This window comes from Planktothrix sp. PCC 11201 (assembly GCF_900009135.1).
Classification (GTDB): Bacteria; Cyanobacteriota; Cyanobacteriia; order Cyanobacteriales; family Microcoleaceae; genus Planktothrix.
In genome coordinates this window covers 1-17,712 of record NZ_LT797683.1, presented here as the reverse complement: position 1 = coordinate 17,712, position 17,712 = coordinate 1, and the positions used below count along the sequence as shown (strand labels likewise).

The 17,712-nt window shown below is 41.7% G+C and carries 9 protein-coding genes; 5 read left to right on the top strand and 4 right to left on the bottom strand.

Annotated elements, in window-relative coordinates; translation table 11 throughout:
• Nucleotides 1-46: 46 nt before the first annotated feature.
• Complete coding sequence (locus PL11201_RS00045; protein ID WP_079676613.1) at nt 47-9,019, bottom strand: CHAT domain-containing protein; 8,973 nt, start codon at nt 9,017-9,019, stop codon at nt 47-49.
• 153 nt (nt 9,020-9,172) lie between these two features.
• Between PL11201_RS00045 and pyrE the strand changes: the two genes are divergently transcribed.
• On the top strand, nt 9,173-9,799 hold the full coding sequence (gene pyrE, locus PL11201_RS00040) for an orotate phosphoribosyltransferase (RefSeq protein ID WP_079676612.1): 627 nt from the start codon (nt 9,173-9,175) through the stop codon (nt 9,797-9,799).
• Between the two features lie 152 nt (nt 9,800-9,951).
• Nucleotides 9,952-10,467, top strand: a complete 516-nt coding sequence (locus PL11201_RS00035; RefSeq protein WP_079676611.1) for a hypothetical protein — start codon at nt 9,952-9,954, stop codon at nt 10,465-10,467.
• A gap of 27 nt (nt 10,468-10,494) precedes the next feature.
• On the opposite strand, the gene PL11201_RS00030 is transcribed toward PL11201_RS00035, so the two are convergent.
• From PL11201_RS00030 to PL11201_RS00020, 3 genes are all read right to left on the bottom strand, one after another.
• Nucleotides 10,495-11,715 carry a M20 family metallopeptidase gene (locus PL11201_RS00030; protein ID WP_079676610.1) on the bottom strand — a complete coding sequence of 407 codons (1,221 nt, stop codon included), beginning with the start codon at nt 11,713-11,715 and terminating at the stop codon, nt 10,495-10,497.
• A gap of 269 nt (nt 11,716-11,984) precedes the next feature.
• Nucleotides 11,985-12,668 (bottom strand): dethiobiotin synthase, encoded by a 684-nt coding sequence (bioD, locus tag PL11201_RS00025; protein WP_079676609.1) that lies wholly within the window; start codon nt 12,666-12,668, stop codon nt 11,985-11,987.
• An 81-nt stretch (nt 12,669-12,749) separates the two neighbouring features.
• Complete coding sequence (locus PL11201_RS00020; protein WP_079676608.1) at nt 12,750-14,732, bottom strand: protein kinase domain-containing protein; 1,983 nt, start codon at nt 14,730-14,732, stop codon at nt 12,750-12,752.
• Between the two features lie 185 nt (nt 14,733-14,917).
• Here PL11201_RS00020 and PL11201_RS00015 point away from each other — a divergent pair, with 185 nt between their 5' ends.
• The 3 genes from PL11201_RS00015 to PL11201_RS00005 all read left to right on the top strand — a co-directional run bounded on the left by PL11201_RS00015 (nt 14,918) and on the right by PL11201_RS00005 (nt 17,567).
• A complete protein-coding gene (locus tag PL11201_RS00015) occupies nt 14,918-15,910 on the top strand; it encodes a ribose-phosphate pyrophosphokinase (protein WP_079676607.1) in 993 nt (330 codons plus the stop codon).
• Between the two features lie 149 nt (nt 15,911-16,059).
• Nucleotides 16,060-16,536 carry a hypothetical protein gene (locus tag PL11201_RS00010; protein WP_079676606.1) on the top strand — a complete coding sequence of 159 codons (477 nt, stop codon included), beginning with the start codon at nt 16,060-16,062 and terminating at the stop codon, nt 16,534-16,536.
• Between the two features lie 95 nt (nt 16,537-16,631).
• Nucleotides 16,632-17,567 carry an NAD-dependent epimerase/dehydratase family protein gene (locus tag PL11201_RS00005; protein ID WP_079676605.1) on the top strand — a complete coding sequence of 312 codons (936 nt, stop codon included), beginning with the start codon at nt 16,632-16,634 and terminating at the stop codon, nt 17,565-17,567.
• The last annotated feature ends 145 nt before the right edge of the window (nt 17,568-17,712 follow it).

The following is a 17,712-nucleotide window of genomic DNA, read 5'->3' as shown; positions in this document are numbered from 1 at the left end:
ACCCGCCCCTACAACTGATAACTGATAACTGATAACTGACAACTGATTACCAGGGGCTTCCTATCATTGTAAATCCTGACCAATAATAGGGATGGGATAGGCTGGTAATATTGGATTCTGTGAGATCTGCCGGGAGAGGAATAGTGCCAAAAGTTGTAATTAATTGCTCATTTTCGATGCGAGTTTTGCCTTGAATCATCGAAATTTGTGCGTCTTGTAAAGCGATCGCTTTAATGGGAGCCTGCTTCAAATATTCATAAAACTCACTCATTAATCCTAAAGTTCCCTGGTCACTCACATACCATAAACTTGCTAAAGCCGATTTAACTCCCGCTTGCACCGCTAACCCGGCAAACCCTAATTCTGACCGTCGATCTCCTAATGCTGTTCGACAAGCACTTAAAGTTAATAATTCCACCGTGGGATTATCCCAACCCAAGTTAGGAAGTTCCGTTAAGGGTAATTTTTCATTCCATAATTGAATAAAAGAATTACTTGGAGATCCGGTTTTAAAATCAGCGTGGGTGGCTAAATGAATCACTTTAAAATCCAATCTACGCCGTTGGGATTTCAGATTATCTAGGGTGAAACGCTCGTTTAAGAATTTTTCACCAGGCCAAATTTCAGTAATATTTTGGAGTTCAACTGGAACCGCCGGAAGTGGGTTTTGTTGTTGAAATTGACTAGCTCCCATTGCCAAAACTTCTGCTTGAACTAGGGATTGATACCGAAAGTCAATTAAGCTGGTACTCGGGATTAAACTAATCGCATATTTTTCAACTAAAAATTGTTGACCATCCCATAAAACTGCCATCGGCAAACTCCGTAAACCCGCATCTAGGGAGAATAGAATTGTAGAAACTCCTAATCTTTTCAAATCATCTTCTATCGGTTGAACCATCCATTGATAAAGTTGTTGCGCTGGAACTTGATAACTAACACTATCACGTTTTCTGGGGTTAGTAATTTCGCTTTGTAATTCTCGAACAACGGGGAATAATTTTTCTTTGGTGGCTTCAGGAACGCTATGTCGCAGGGGTTCACCGGAGGAAGGAACCACAATGATTTCTAATTGATCTTCCCTAGAAACAATATAAACAATCGCATAAACCTGTTTAGTTTTTATCTCCAATTCTTTTAAAAATTGTTGAACTTCTAAACGATTCAATGGGGTTCCTTGGACTCCTAAATATTGTTGAAATTCTTGATTTCTTGACTGTTCTAATGCTAAAAAGGTAGAATCTAAATTATCAAAGCTAAAAGCAATATCTGCCGTTGATAAAAGCTCCTGGGACAGAAAATTATTATTATAATTAATAATAACTTCAGGAGGAGTTTGTTTCTGTTCTTGTTCTTGGTTATTAGGAGGAATTAATATATTTTGTTGCAGGATCACTCCTGTATCAATCAAGGGTTCGTTTCCACTAGGACTAGGGGGAATAATATTAGGGGCGTCATCGGTTTCAATGGCAATATTTCCCGATGTAAACGAACCTTCAAAACTTTGGGGTGGCAGAATGCTAAAGTCCCCTGTGGTAATGGTGGCGGCAGTTCCATTCACTGTTAAGTTACCTCCGATTTCAAAGAGTGCAACGGGAGGATTCAGTGGCCCTCCAGCGTGACGCAGGTTAATCGAACCCCCACCCAGACGTCCCGCCGTGGAGATACTGGCCCTTCCGGTGGGGGAAAATCCGGTGGGGAAGGAGTTGGTAGCACGGAAGTAGCCTTGGGTAGATTCGGCAAAAACGTTACCCCCGCGACCGTTGGGGGATTCGGCGTTAATAAATTCCACCTGAACATCATTAACCGGGTCGAGGAAAACGTTACCCCCCTGGGTTTGACCTTGGGTATCAATTTGTCCGGTGGTAATGGTGGTTTGGGCTTTGACCGTAAGGTTACCGCCCGTCGAACCCGATGTCAGTATATTCCCAGTTGTAACACTTCCGGTTATGGCTTCTAGGGAAATAGTTCCGCCTTGACCATTGGGGGATGAACTATTTAAGGTATTAGTAGTAATATTACCCCGGGGGGTACTTAGGGAGATTTCCCCACTATTAGCGTTGGGAGATGAACTATTGAGGGAATTAACCGTAATATTCCCGTTGCGGCTATTGAGGGTAATTCCTGGGGATGCAGTAATATCGCGGGTGGTAATATCATTATTGGCGGTGACTACAACCGTACCATTACTGAGGGTATTAGCATTAAAGTTAACTAGATTACTCGCATTAATACTGAATCCCCCTGACCCTAGGGTAATGGGGGCGTTAGCTTGGACGGTTCTAGCGGTAATCCCTAAACCGTTGAGGGGAGATTCGGTGGTAAAGGTATCTAAATTTACATCATTATTCCCCGCATTAAGGGTTAACTTTCCTTGTCCAGCAAGGGTTGAACCGATAAAATCAATCGCTCCGTTACCAATACTAGTATCTAATGTAACTAAATCTCCAGAAATATTAACGGTATTTACGGAGGAAAAGTTAAGTCCGGCGCTGGTGTAGATATTGCCAAACAGGTTAAGGGCGTTTGCCTGTTGAAAAATTAATCCACCTATGGGGTTATTATTATTACCAACGGTATTCAGGGAAATTGTTCCGTTTCCGGCGTTGAGCGTGAGGGTTGGGGAACCCGTTATCGAACTATTATTAAACAGGATATTACCATTATTTCCAGCAGTATTAATCGTAATTGAATTTTCGAGTTGCGTTCCTCCTAAAGCATTACTAAAATCAACATTATTATTGGTAGTTAAATTGCCTTGTAGGGTCGTGAGTCCGGTAGTATTCACTTGCAAACTAGACAGGGGGTTACTATCACCCACACTGGAAAAAATAATATTACCACTCCCCGCATTTAGAGTTAAGTTACTATTTCCATTAATAGAATTATTAAAAATAATAGCCCCACTATTATTAGTCCCCGATGAAGTTAGGGTAATTTCAGGGGATGCTAGTTGTACAGGACTATTATACTGTTGTTGACTTCCAGTTCCATTATTACTCGAAGTATTAATATTGCTATTTAAAATAATTGGATTATTTCCAGTGTTTAAATTCAGGGTTCCTGCTGTACCAGAAATTGCACTGGTATTAACTTCTCCTAAATTGAGGGTTTGGGGGGTACTAATGGTAATATTTCCCCCATTATTCGGGGAATTGGTATTCAGAATACCGGGGTTTGTCGTAATATTTCCCGCGGAACTATTGAGGGTGATGGGTTGACCGTTGGTGGTGATATTTCCGGTAATAATATTATTGGTTGCGGTGATTTCAACGTTACTACCATTGGTGGTGATAACATCTTGGGGAAGGGTGACAGCATTACTAGAATTAATCCGCAAATTTCCCGTATCCAGGGTAATAGGAGAATTACTATTAACGGTTTGGGCATTAATTTCTAACCCTCCCAGGTTGACCGTATTATTAAATTGAATATTGCCATTTCCCGCTTGTAGAGTTAAACCATTATTATTAGAGGGAATACTATTAATTGTATTGTTGAAAATAATATTTCCGCTTCCAACAGTTCCCGAGGTATTTAGGGTAACAGGTTGATTTAATTCAACGGGATTATTTAAGGTTAAATTACTACCCGTCCCGCTATTTCCCGAGGTATTAATAGTTCCGGTTAGCGCAATCTTTTCTCCCGTCACCGTTAGAGTTCCAGCTTGGTTAGTTTGGGTACTGGTATTAATTTCCCCTAGGGTAATATTAGCAGGGGTTGTTATCGTAATATCACCGCCATTGCTATTAGGGGAACTGCTATTAATAATTCCGGCACTACTATCAATATTGCCCGTATTGCTATTTAATATAATCCGTTGACCTTGGGTAGTTAGGTTAGCGGTGGTGATATTATTTTCAGCATTAATATTAATAGTGGCGGTATTCGTAGCGGTAATAGGTTGGGTTAAATTAACAGTTTCACTGCTATTGATATTAACTCCTTCTCCTGTAACATTAATTTCCCCATTACTGTTAACCTCTCCACTGGTTAGATTTAAAGTATTTAGGGGATTTGTTGCGCCGATATCTTGATTAATATTAACCCTTCCCGTCCCTGCTTGTAGGGTTAAATTAGCACTCCCTGAACTATTACTATCAACGGTATTGTTAAAGGTAACATTTCCACTTCCGGCGGTTCCAGATGTGGTTAAAGTAATGGTATCGGCATCTAAAATTACCTGGGAATTAAAGGTCATATTATTCCCCGAACCAATAGTAGCAGAAGTATCTATATTATTAGTTAAATTAATTGTATTTCCGGCAAGGGTCAGGGTTCCCGCTTGACTGGTTCCTAAATTAGATTCTGTACGGGTACTGACTGCACCCAGGGTTAAATTTTGAGCCGCATTCAGGTTGATTTCTCCCCCGTCTTCGGTGGTTGAACTACTATTCAGAATACTCGATGCGGTATTAATATTTCCGGTATTACTGGTGAGAGCAATTCTTGACCCATTACTAATAATATCTGATGTGGTAATATCTCCGGTGGCACTAACATCAATAGGACTATTATTAGCGGTTATGGTATCCCCTAAATTAACATCTTGAGTTGCATTAATATTAATTCCCCCATTCTCTACCCTTACAGTGGACTGAGTAACCACATTTCCGCTATTAATAGTTAAGGTTTGTAGAGGAACATTATCCCCTATTGCTTGATTAAAAATGGCATCTCCTGTTACAGTTTCCAGGGTTAAACTGTTACTCCCCGCATTACTATCACTATCCCCATTAATTGTTCCATTAAAGGTAACATTCCCACCGCTATTATTTCCCCTGGTTGTGATTGTAACCTGGGATTCAGGTAGAATAACATTAGCATTAAAATTAATATCACTTCCTTGACCTTGGGTCGCTGAAGTATTAATATCTCCCGTTAAATTAATGGTATTATTTCCTGAAGAAATATCGAAGGTTCCGGCTTGACTATTGCTAGAATTAGAGGTGGTACTGGTGTTAATCTCTCCTAGGGTAATTGTTCCCGAGGCGTTGAGGGTTTGGTTGCCACCATTATTATCAGAAGTGCTGCTATCTAAAATGCCAGCTTGGGTATTAATTTCCCCATTGGTACTGGTTAAATTAATCGTTTCACCTCCGGTAATTAAGGTTCCGGTATTGATGGTATTAGTAGCAGTTAAATTAACCGCACCTCCAGTTATGGCGGTGGAAAGACTATTTAATGTTCCGGCGGTGGTATCAATATTATTACTACTTTCTAAGGTAATATTTCCCCCGGCGGTGGTCATATCCTGAGTCGTAATATTTCCCGTTGCTAAAATATTAATAATACCGTTATCGGTCGTTAAAACATTCGCCAAATTCACCTCTCCCCTGGCATTAATGGTTAACCCAGAGTTTGCCAGATTCATCGGTGCTATACTATTAATAGTATTTCCCGTTAGGGTTAAACCATTTAGGGGAATAAGATTACCTACACTATCATTAAAATTGATATTGCCCGCTTGCAGAATTAACGTATTACTTCCCGGGGTAATCCCATTAATTGTATTATTAAAAATAATATCCCCACTACCTGTACTGCCAGTAGTATTAAAAGTAATAGTCGGTTGGGCAATTTGTAAGGGGGCAGAAACCGTAATTGTATTTCCCTGACCTGTGGTGGCGGAAGTATTAATATTATCAGTTACCGTAACACTATTATTAGCAGAAGTTAAACTAACACTTCCTCCTTGGGTGTTTCCACTCGCATTAATAGCACCAACCCTAATATTACCCGCCGCATCAATAGCAATATTTCCCCCACTACCCTGACTAGAACTACTATCAAGGGTTCCAAAACTACTATCAATATTTCCTTCGCTACTTTTGAGAGTAATGTCACCCCCGGCATTGGTTAAGGAATTAATCAATAAATCTCGATTTCCTGATATTGTGATACTTCCTAAACCCGTGGTAGTAATGGGGATATTTTCTCCAATAATTACACTATTTGTATTTTCGCCATTATTCACACCATCGATTAAAATTGACCCCGTATTACTTTGAATTTGACTCCCTCCAAATATTCCCACCGCCCGACTCTGGGCAACTGCCCCACTGCGACCTTGAATATTAATATCCCCACTCCCCAAACTATTAATTTGAGCGGTATTAATTAAAAGAATCCCATTATTATCGCCCCCAGTCCCATTCCCAGTTCCAGTTAAATTAATGCCCCCGGTTCCTGATGATTGAATTAGACTATTTCCTAATAAAATACCCTGTCCACCCAAAGAAGATGAACTCACGCCAGTTAAATTCAGATTTCCATTAAAAACCTCAATTCTAGGGTTATCTAAAATAAAAATACCATGACTATCGGGAGTCTGACTACTACTACCCACTAAAGTAATATCTCCGGTTCCCGTAGCAGTAATATTTCCGCCACCAAAAAGGGCAATTCCATGACCACTATTTCCGGTAGCACTACTAAGTCCATCTAAACTAATATTCCCAGTTCCCGTTGAAACAATTTCGCCTCCATCCCCAATAAAAATTCCTGGACTTGAAGCTAAACCCCGCCCCAAACCATTAATTGAAATATTACCATTGGTAGTTTGTACCTGTGCATTGGCAATAAAAATTCCCTCGCTAATGTTACCCTCACCACTCACCCCCGATAGATTAATTGTCCCGCTTCCGGTGGTGGAAATAAGAGTGCCATTCAAGATAGAAAGACCATCATTATTATTTCCCGTGGCGTTATTATTTCCATTTAAGTCAATAATTCCCGTCCCCGTAGAAGCAATATTACTCTCACTCAGATAAACCCCCACACTACCATCGGTTCCGGTGGGAGTTCCTGCTATTTGAATTGCACCATCAACGGTTAAAATATTGCCTTGGCTCAAATTTACCCCAAAACTATTTGATCCATTTTCGCTATTTCCGGTTAAGTTAATATTCCCTGTTGTGCTTTGTAATGTGGAATTATTATTAATTAGAATCCCAATATTATTTGTTTGAAGTCCTTGACTATTACCAATAATATTAATGGTTCCTGTCTCTGATTTAATCGTAGATTGGTCTAACCAAACTCCTACATTTGTATCGGTTTCTGTACCACTAGTTCCGGTTAAATTAATATTGCCATTCCCCGAATTTAAGCTACTATTGGTCAGCAGAATCCCATGATTAAAAGGTTGGTTATCAACACCAATTCCATCTAGGGTGATGTTTCCCCCTAAACTATTAATTTGACTATTATCAATCCAAATCCCAGAACGAAAAAGCGAATTTCCTCGACCCGTTGCGGTAAAAGATCCTCGGTTTGTATCAATATTTGCATTACGAATAAAAACAGAACCACTATTATTTTTGTCAAAATCCGCATTAAAATTGAGATTTAGTTTATCATTATCATTCGGGATACTATCACTAATTGTCTGTCCATCCAGAATAATATTCCCGGCCGCATTTAGGGTTAAATTTCTTTCTCCCCCAATTCCATTAAAATCTAAGGAAGTTTGAAAGGTAATATTCCCATCTTGGGAATTAGTTCCCACATCTCCGGTTTCTACAACAACATTCCCCTCACTCAGTGCTGATTTTAAGATAAAAACACTTAATCTAGCATTATCATCGCTGGTATTAAATAGAAATTCATCTGGGTTTAAAAAGTTTTCATTAATATTTGTATTGCCTTGAGTATCATCAACAATATCAATATTATTCGGGTCAAGTAACCAAGTTCCTCCTAACCCAGCAGGGGCAGAAATATTGGGGGCGGCGTTAATATCTAAAATACCGCGACTACTGGTTTCAACAAATCCCCCATTGCCACTTTGCATTCCTCCCTGCACTTGAATTGAACCATAAACTTGAGTTAAGTCCTCTGACCAAACAATAACTTGTCCACCATTTCCTGTGTCTAAAGCATTAGCATTGATAAAAGAATCGGGACTAATAAAGGTTTTTTGTGCCTTGGGAAAATCCCCGAGTCCTTTATAGTCTCCCCCGATTAAAACCGTTCCTCCTCCGGTTAACCCAGAGGCATTTAAGGTACTATTAATTAAGCCGATTCTTTCTCCAGTTAAGGCTAAGTTTCCCCCAAGTTGGGTCGGGGAACTTACATCAATAGTTCCTGATAAAATTGTAGTTCCAGGTGTGGTGGGAACCGTAATTCCCGAAGCAGTTAAAACAACCTGTCCCTGTTCATTGACCCTAACTTGACTCGCATTCACTGAATTTCCTCCGGTGAGTAATTCAGGTAGGGATAGGGGGGTAAAGGGGGAATGATTTTGAGGAATATCTGAGGTTAATTCTAAATTTAATAGGTGTCCATCCTGGGAAAGTCGAACTAAATTTTCCCCTGTCACTGACGCAATTGTAATATTCCCGGCGGGGGCAGAAATTGTTCCAGTATTTAAAACCGTTCCTGCTAATAAGGTTATATTCTGCCCCGGGGAAACCGTGAGATTTCCTAAATTAACTAAACTCCCAGGGTTTTCGGAATTAAATACAAAATCCCTGGGAGTTCCGACTAAGGTTTGCCATTGATTTTCCCCGATAGATTGGAACCAATTTTGATTCCCAAATCCAATCGAGCTTGCCGTTGTCGCGGTAAAAGAGGCGGGAATATTTAAACTAGCATTTTCCCCAAAAACAATTCCCGCTGGATTGATCAAAAATAGGTTGGAATTTCCGCCCGTAACTTGAATTAACCCATTAATAAAAGAGGCTTCTCCCCCGGTAACTCGTCCTAATATATTCTGAATATTGGGATTAGAAATAAAGTTCAGAATCTGACCTTGAGAAAGTCCTAACTTTTCAAAACTATGGAATAAATTTGCTCCATTTCCCGATAAACTGCCACCATTAATATTAAACTGATTTCCCTGCTGGGTGACTTGGGTTCCGGTTCCATCCTGTGCCGGAATAATAGTTTGTGCCGTGATTGCATTGGGAAATAGGCAAACCAACAGTACCGATGGAACCATGACCCGGGGAGTGAATAGAACCGGAATTTGTGCACAAGGTTGCAACTTGGGGAGGCGCGTTTGTTTCCGATTCATATTTCTAACCTATCCAGAGAAACTTGTCTCTATCCTAGGCTGATTTTTTCTAAATGGCAACTCTTAATCTTGATAAGAAATCATAAATCTTTATAAAATTTATCAACTTCTATAGTAAACTAAGAAAATGCACTCAATCCCTTCTAATCATCAATGGATCAACATCAACATCCGGTAATTCTGAATCAGTCTGTCGCCACAACGGACTTAGCAACCCTGCGCCATTGGCTACTGGATTTATTTTGTCAGGTCGCTTATAAAGAAGGAGATTTTATACTTTCTTCCGGTCAACCGAGTTCCTACTATATTAATGGGAAACAAGTCACTTTACACCCTCATGGCGCTTTAGCCATCGGCCGTTTGTTATTAGCAATGTTACCCGAAGATACCCAAGCGGTGGCCGGATTGACCCTCGGTGCTGACCCCATGGTCTCGGCGGTAAGTGTGGTTTCTGCCTATGAAAATCGGCCAGTTTTTGCCTTAATTGTTCGCAAGGAAGCCAAAGGACATGGAACCCAGGCCTATATTGAGGGGCCAACTTTACCCCCCGGTGCCCAGGTGGTAGTCCTGGAGGATGTAGTGACCACGGGACAGTCGGCGATGAAAGCGGTCAAACGCCTACAGGATGCGGGATATCAAGCCCATCATATTATCGCTTTAGTAGACCGACAACAGGGGGGCGGGGAACTCTATCAGCAGGAAGGCTTAGAATTTCAGAGTCTATTTACGATAGATGACTTAAAAGCCCATAATGCTATAGCCCTAGGGAACAGGGAATAGGGAACAGGGAACAGTAAGCAGTGAAAGGGTTTCAGAACTCAAAAGTGTCCTAACTGTAATGCGTAGCACTATAGTAGCAATTGTGCCAGAATATGATATCCTCCTGAATACTTTCAATTTCGCGACGTACCATCCCTTCCCAAAAATTATCGATGAACAGCAAACATTTAATCTTGCCTGGATTTGCGCTTTTGTTGGGTACAGTGTTCCTGGGGACTGCGGTTGCTAGGGAACTCACCGCAGATGAGAAAACAGTCATTTGTAAACTCAAGGAAGTAGTTAAGGATGCGGGGAGAGACGGTTTTGAATTAGCATTTTGGCCAATTGTCCGCAAGGGGCCAGCGAAAGCAAATGCTCCTCTAACCATCAGACTTGATCCTGCAATAGAATATTTATTTGTGGGCTACTGTGACGAAAATTGTACCGATGTAAATTTAAGTATTAAAACTCTGGATGGGAAGGTTTTACAATCAGAAAAAGATACATTATCTGTGATGCCATTTAAACCTCCGGCTGCTAATATTTATGAACTCAATCTGAATATGACCAGTTGTACCACAAAGGACGGATGTGTTTATGGCATTGGTATTTTAGCGCCGAAAGGAGTTCAGGTTCCCCATGCTCCATCCTTACCCAAAGATATTGCTAAATTTGAGTTTTGCAAATAAAAATAATCAGTCATCATTTATCAGTTATCAGAGTTTTGAAATACAGAATTTTTCCACACACCGCACAAACATTTCTACCCCCATAGCTAAGACAGTTTCATCAAAATCAAAACGGGGATGATGATGGGGAAAAGCCAAATTTTTGTCCGCATTTGCCGAACCCAAAAAGAAATAACAACCCGGAACAGTTTGGAGAAAATAGGCAATATCTTCCGCCGCCATGGTTTGGCATTCTGGCACAACCCCCGCCGGAGTTTCAACTAAAGTTTCCGCCACACTTTGTACCAACTCCGTGATTCGTTTGTCATTAAACACGGTCGGATATAAAGAGGCATAATTAAGTTCATAACTTGCTCCATGACTTTGGCAAATTCCGGCAATAATTTGTTCAACTCGACTTCCAAAAAATCCCTTATAGGTAGGATTAAAATAGCGCACTGTCCCCAACATTTTCGCACTATCAGCAATCACATTATCGGTTTTTCCCGCCTGAAGGGAACCCACACTAACAACGGCGGCATCTAAGGGATTAACATTGCGAGAAACAATGGTTTGTAGGGCTAAAACAATATGGGAAGCCACAACAATTGAATCAATAGTTTGATGGGGAATCGCACCATGTCCGCCCTTTCCATAAATTGTACATTGAAATTTTTCTACCGCCGCCATTAACGCCCCACTACGGACTCCCACAGTTCCCAAGGGTAAATTATTCCATAGGTGTAACCCAATTAAAGCATCCACATTCGGGTTTTTTAAAACCCCCGCCTCAATCATCGGTTTCGCACCGCCGGGCCCTTCTTCGGCGGGTTGAAAAATAATTTTAACTAAACCTTGAAAACTCTGACGATGATGGGCTAAATAATAGGCTGTTCCCAATGCGATCGCCGTATGACCATCATGACCGCAGGCGTGCATAATTCCCTGATGTTGGGATTTATAGGGAACATCATTTTCCTCTTGAATGGGTAGGGCGTCTAAATCGGCGCGAATCGCTAAAACTGGCCCAGGTTTTCCACTATCAATAATAGCCACAATTCCGGTTTTAGCAATTCCGGTTTCATGCTCAATTCCCCATTTTTTGAGTTTTTCGGCAACAAATTCCGCCGTTAAAGTTTCCTTAAATCCTAATTCGGGATACTGATGTAAATGGCGACGCCATTCGATTAACTGTGGCTGTAAGTTACGAATATCTAGTCGTAGTCGTGAGAGATTAACGGAATTTAAGCAGGGAATTGTAGAAACCATCGGTATGCGGAAAATCTGAAAAATTTATTAAGGATTAAAACTTATTATAACATTATTTTAATATTTGTAGGGGCGGGTTTTGAATTAATCTTTCAATTGTATAAATCATCTACCTAAACCCGCCCCAATTATTACCCAATAAATTCCTGATTAACTGAAGATTAATGGTGGATTTGGGCGGGTTTTTTCAGATTATTTCTGCTTAACCTAAATTCTGACAGAACCCGCCCCTACGGTTTATTGGTAACTTTAAAATTAGATTATTTTAATTAATTAAAAATAGTTTCTAAATCTAAATTCGAGGCAATTTGAGTCAATTTTTCCCGATCGGTTGGTGTATCAAGATGCGGTAAAATTCCTAAAACTGGGATTTGGGTTAAAGATTCAATTAAAGGGGTAGGAGTCCAATTTTCAATGTCCTGTTCTGAACAGGGTTCGACACAATTTAAGACCAAACCTTTTAGGAATACTCCCGTTTGTCGAGCTAAAGCAACATTAGCCACAACTTGGGCGATCGCACCTAAACGCACCGGAACTACTAAAATAGTTGGTAAATGCCAATCCCTTGCCAAATCGGCAACAATCAATTCATTTGTCACCGGAGATCCTAAACCGCCCAACCCTTCTATTAACACAAAATCCCGACGCTGCTGTAACTGACATAACTGCGACCAAACTAACTGTAAATCGACTATTTTTCCTTCTAATTCGGCTGCAATTGGAGGAGCAAGAGGGGCTGCAAAATGCAAAGGATTAATGTCTTCAATCGACTGACCTAAATCAAAAAGTTGAGTATATAATTCCCGATCCCCCTGGCCAGTTTGAATCGGTTTAAATACCCCTAAACTTCGAGATAAATAATAGGTTTGCCAATAGGAAATTAATGCCGTTGTTAATACTGTTTTCCCCACATTTGTATCCGTTCCGGCAATCAATAAAGTCTTGTTCACCATGCTCACCTATCTCAATATTTTTGATGCTTAAATAGTCTAACGGAAAAAGTTAACCCCGATGCCGTCCCAGCGTCCTAAGCCTTAAAACTTAGATCCCGTTGTCGGTTTAGATTCCGTTCCAGGAACCGGACTCGGCTCCAGTGTTTCCTCCTTGGGAGGTTCCGGGGCCAGACTCGGTTCCAAGGAAGGTTCGGGGGTCTGTTCCGGTGTTGGAATTGGAGTCGGTTCGGGAGTCGGTACAACAGTAGGTTCGGGGGTGGGTTGAGGTGTAGGTTGAGGCGTGGGTTCAGGTGTAGGGGCAAAAGTCGGTTGAGGTGGGGGTGCGGGTGCAAAAGTTGGTTGAGGTCGAGGTTGGGGTTCAGGTGCAAAAGTTGGCTGAGGTATCGGTTCAGGTTCAGGTTCGGGTGCGGGTTCAGGGAGAGTCACCGGGGGAAGGGTATTAATTAAAGTCAGTTCTAACTTATAGTTGCTTTCGGGTAGTCCTGGGATAGCCTTGAGAATCACCGTATAATCCCCGGTGGAGGGGAGAGTTCCCTGCCATAACGATACCGATGCGGGCTGATTAATTGTTTGTCCATCTGGGCCAACCAACGTCATTAATACTCCATCTCCACTAACCGACGCATAAAACTGTTGTCCCGCTTCCGCAGGAACCACATAATTAATCGCTTGATTCGCCTTGAGATTACCCTCAACTACCTTGGCATCCCCAACGGCTAAATTTAGGCGTTCTGTGGAGGGCGTTGACACCCCTGGAGTCGGTGTCGGCAGCGGGGATGGCAAAGTCGGAGGCGGTGTCAAGTTTGGTAATGGTATTCCAGGTAAGGGAATAGACGGACTCGCGCTGGGCGGATTTACCTGGGAAGTCTGATCATCAGGGGAACGATCATTGGCTTTCAGCAATCCTTTTACCAAAGCCCAAGAACCCCAAGCCGCTAAACAGGCTACCAGAAAACCCACTATTATCACCGTTGCGGGTTTTTCCCAAATAGGTTGAGAACCCAAAACATCGGGGTCAGGAAGTTGGGGAGGGTTGGGAGTCGGAACCCCAGGAGGATTCTGGGCCGGCTGTTGCACGGGTTGACTGACTAACGGCCGTCCTACCGCCAGGGTGGGAAGCTGGGAAAAATCAGGGTTCGGAGGTTGGGGAGTGGATGGAGAGGTCGGGCGCGGTTGATTTTGCTGTGTCGAGGGAAAATTTAACGGCTGATTCAGGGTTTGTATGGCTTGTTCAACTTCTGGGGCCGATTGATAGCGATCGCTCGGTTGCCGACTTAACATTTTATCGATAATTTGAGCGAAATTAGAACTAACCTGAGTATAGGGTCGCCAATTCCAAGATAAAGTCGTTTGATCTAATAAATATTGAGGTTCTTGCCCGGTTAATAAAACAATTGCCGTCACCGCTAAGGCATATAAATCACTGCTAGGAAATGCCTGTCCCGTTTGAATTTGTTCAAAGGGGGCATAGCCTAATTTTCCCACCCGAGTCGCCGGAGGCAAGGTTAAATCAGGGGTATTAATCCGGGTTGCTAATTCAATCACCACCCCGAAATCAATTAAGATCGGGAGTTGATCTTGATGACGTAAAATAATATTATCAGGAGAAATATCTCGGTGAATAATTCCTAAATTATGAATATGGGCTAAAATCGGCAACATTTGCCGTAAAAACAGCACAATTTCTGCCTCTGTAAAGGTTTTTGGAAAGCCTGAAGGGGTGTTTTTTCTCTCCATTAATAGGGCGTGGTAAGTTTTGCCCTCCACATAATCTTGAACTAAAAATAACCGTTGGTTTTCTTCAAAAACCGCCCCAAATTGGGGGATTTGAGCATGACGAATTTGGTAGAGAATTTGCGCTTCCCGGCGGAATAGTTCTTGGGATTTTTGCAGGGCGTAGGTTCCGGTTTGGACAGGAATAAATTCTTTCAGGGCGCAGCGCTCGTTAAACCTTCCTTGATCTTCAGCTAAATAGGTACGACCAAAACCCCCCTGACCTAAAATGCTAATCAAGCGGTAGCGGTTTTGTAGAATTGTTCCAACGGGAATAGCAGTTTGAGTCATGCTTCAATGGCGGTGAGTACAGCGAAAAACCACTAATAAAAAATCAATCCCTTATATTATAAGGCTTAGACACAACCCTCAAGGTTAACACCGATGACTGACTACCGATTATGGATTACCGATTACTGATAAATCCATGATAAAATTGTGACAAATGAACTGTGAATGAACTGTGAGGGTTCGCCGTGATCCGTTCTGCTATATTACCCCTTCCTTACTCTGAGCCATTGGTTGCTGATCATGGTCGGTTACGACTATTTTCAGGCTCGGCAAATGTTCCTCTTTCCCAAGAGGTAAGCCGTTATTTAGGAATTGACTTAGGGCCAATGGTTCGTAAGCGATTCGCCGATGGAGAAATTTACATCCAGATTCAAGAGTCCATTCGAGGCTGTGATGTTTATTTGATCCAACCCTGCTGCTATCCGGTCAATGACAACCTGATGGAGTTATTGATCATGATCGATGCCTGTAAACGGGCTTCTGCCCGCCAAATTACAGCTGTTATCCCCTATTACGGATATGCTAGAGCCGATCGCAAAACCGCAGGTCGCGAGTCAATCACCGCAAAATTAGTGGCCAACCTGATTACTGAAGCGGGTGCTAGTCGGATTCTGGCCATGGATTTACACTCGGCCCAGATTCAAGGGTATTTCGATATTCCTGTTGATCATGTCTACGGTTCTCCGGTAATTTTAGATTACCTGATCAGCAAACAATTACCCGATCTGGTAGTTGTTTCCCCCGATGTCGGTGGAGTAGCCCGGGCTAGAGCCTTTGCTAAAAAACTCAATGACGCCCCTTTAGCGATTATTGATAAACGCCGTCAAGCCCATAATGTCGCCGAAGTTCTGAATGTAATTGGTGATGTTAAGGGTAAAACCGCCGTTTTAGTTGATGACATGATTGATACGGCTGGGACAATTTCTGAAGGCGCTCGTTTACTCCGTCGAGAGGGGGCGCGTCAAGTCTACGCCTGCGCTACCCATGCGGTCTTCTCTCCTCCCGCCATCGAACGTCTATCGAGTGGGTTACTTGAAGAAGTCATTGTGACTAATACAATTCCGATCGTACCCGAAAAACAGTTTGATCAGTTAAAGGTTTTGTCTGTTGCTAATTTGGTCGGTGAAACGATTTGGCGGATTCATGAAGATAGCTCCGTGAGCAGTATGTTCCGTTAATCAAGTATCCGCATGATCGGTAATCAGTGATCAGTTATCAGTAGGCTGGGAAATTAATTGAAAGACTTTCACCTAGGTTTGCTGATCAGTCTTTGTTCTAACTATTAGCCACAACTACTATAGCTCGATTAACAGACTCGGTGAAATCCATGATTAAATTCCCTGATCCTTTCCATCCTTTTTTATTAACAGGTTGTTGCGGTATGGGGATTATTTTTTTATCCCTATCCTCCGCTCAAGCTCAAGATCCAATTGATATTCCAGTACCCGTAATTCAGGGAACTCCCGCCCAAACCTATACCCCTGGGGCTTGGCAACCCGTGGCCAGAATTAATCCCAATCAACCGATAACAGTGACCATCACCAATCAAACTGGATATAATTTAGAAACGGGATTAACGACGGGAAAAACAAATACTAAAATTGCTCCAGGGGGCCAGGTTACGATGAATAATGTTCCGGTTAATTCTGATATTGTGATTAATTCCATCGATAGAGCCGCCGTTCTGGATTATGGAATTGATGTGCAAGATAATGGGGTTAATGTTACCGTAAAAACGGGTGCTGGTGTTGCCGGAGATAATGCAATTAATATTCAAAATACCGGGGCAATTTATATTTATTAATTGCTGGTTTTAGACCGGAGAGTTTTTCGTAGTGAGCCCTTCAGGGTTCTATAGATCTAGTTCTTGTCATTATTGAACTTTTTTAGGGGATAAAAATGCGAATTTTAATCATGGGTGGAACCCGATTTATCGGGGTTTATTTAACTAAAATATTAGTTGAACAAGGGCATGAAGTTGTTCTATTTAATCGTGGTAAAAAACCTGCTCCCGTTGAAGGAATTCAACAAATTCATGGCGATCGCACCGATGCCAACCAAATTCAAGAAAAACTGGCTAACCAACAATTTGATGCCATTTTTGATAATAATGGACGGGAACTTAATGATACAAAACCCCTCGCAAATTTATTTAAAGATCGGGTGGAACATTTTGTTTATATGAGTTCGGCTGGAGTGTATTTAAAATCCGATCAAATGCCCCATATTGAAGGAGATGCCACTGACCCGAAAAGTCGTCATTTAGGCAAATACGAAACCGAGAGTTATTTGCAAGCCCAAAATTTACCCTGGACATCGATTCGTCCTACCTATATTTATGGGCCATTGAATTATAATCCCTTAGAATCCTGGTTTTTTGATCGGATTGTGGCGGGTCGTCCAATTCCCATTCCCGGGAATGGATTTCACCTGACCCAGTTAGGTCATGTCAAGGATTTAGCAACCGCAATGGCTGGGATTTTAGGGAATCAAAAAGCTATTGGTCAGGTGTATAATATTTCGGGAGAACGTTATGTTACCTTTGATGGTTTAGCAAAAGCCTGTGCCATGGCGGCGGGGAAATCCTTAGATACAATTCAACTAATTCATTATAATCCTAAACAGTTTGATTTTGGCAAACGCAAAGCATTTCCCATGCGAGTCCAACACTTTTTTGCCGATGTGCATAAAGCCATTCAGGATTTAAACTGGAAACCCGAATTTGATTTAATTTCCGGTTTAAAAGATTCTTTTGAAAATGATTATTTAGCCCGGGGTTTAGATCAAACAGAAGTGGATTTTTCAACGGATGATGAAATTATCGCCAATCATTAATTAGGTTGATTAATACCGCGATTCTTTTCCAATTCCCCACGAATATCAAGGGTCGCTGAAAACTCCTGATAATATAGCAAGAGGCAATAGGGAATGGGCAATGGGCAATAGGTAAATACTTACTATAAGTAGCTTTTAGCTTTCA

Bases quoted from the DNA above. Each gene is read 5' to 3' on its own strand.
- PL11201_RS00045 (WP_079676613.1), bottom strand. From the start codon at position 9,019: ATGAATCGGAAACAAACGCGCCTCCCCAAGTTGCAACCTTGTGCACAA.
- pyrE (WP_079676612.1), top strand. From the start codon at position 9,173: ATGGATCAACATCAACATCCGGTAATTCTGAATCAGTCTGTCGCCACA.
- PL11201_RS00035 (WP_079676611.1), top strand. From the start codon at position 9,952: ATGAACAGCAAACATTTAATCTTGCCTGGATTTGCGCTTTTGTTGGGT.
- PL11201_RS00030 (WP_079676610.1), bottom strand. From the start codon at position 11,715: ATGGTTTCTACAATTCCCTGCTTAAATTCCGTTAATCTCTCACGACTA.
- bioD (WP_079676609.1), bottom strand. From the start codon at position 12,668: ATGGTGAACAAGACTTTATTGATTGCCGGAACGGATACAAATGTGGGG.
- PL11201_RS00020 (WP_079676608.1), bottom strand. From the start codon at position 14,732: ATGACTCAAACTGCTATTCCCGTTGGAACAATTCTACAAAACCGCTAC.
- PL11201_RS00010 (WP_079676606.1), top strand. From the start codon at position 16,060: ATGATTAAATTCCCTGATCCTTTCCATCCTTTTTTATTAACAGGTTGT.
- PL11201_RS00005 (WP_079676605.1), top strand. From the start codon at position 16,632: ATGCGAATTTTAATCATGGGTGGAACCCGATTTATCGGGGTTTATTTA.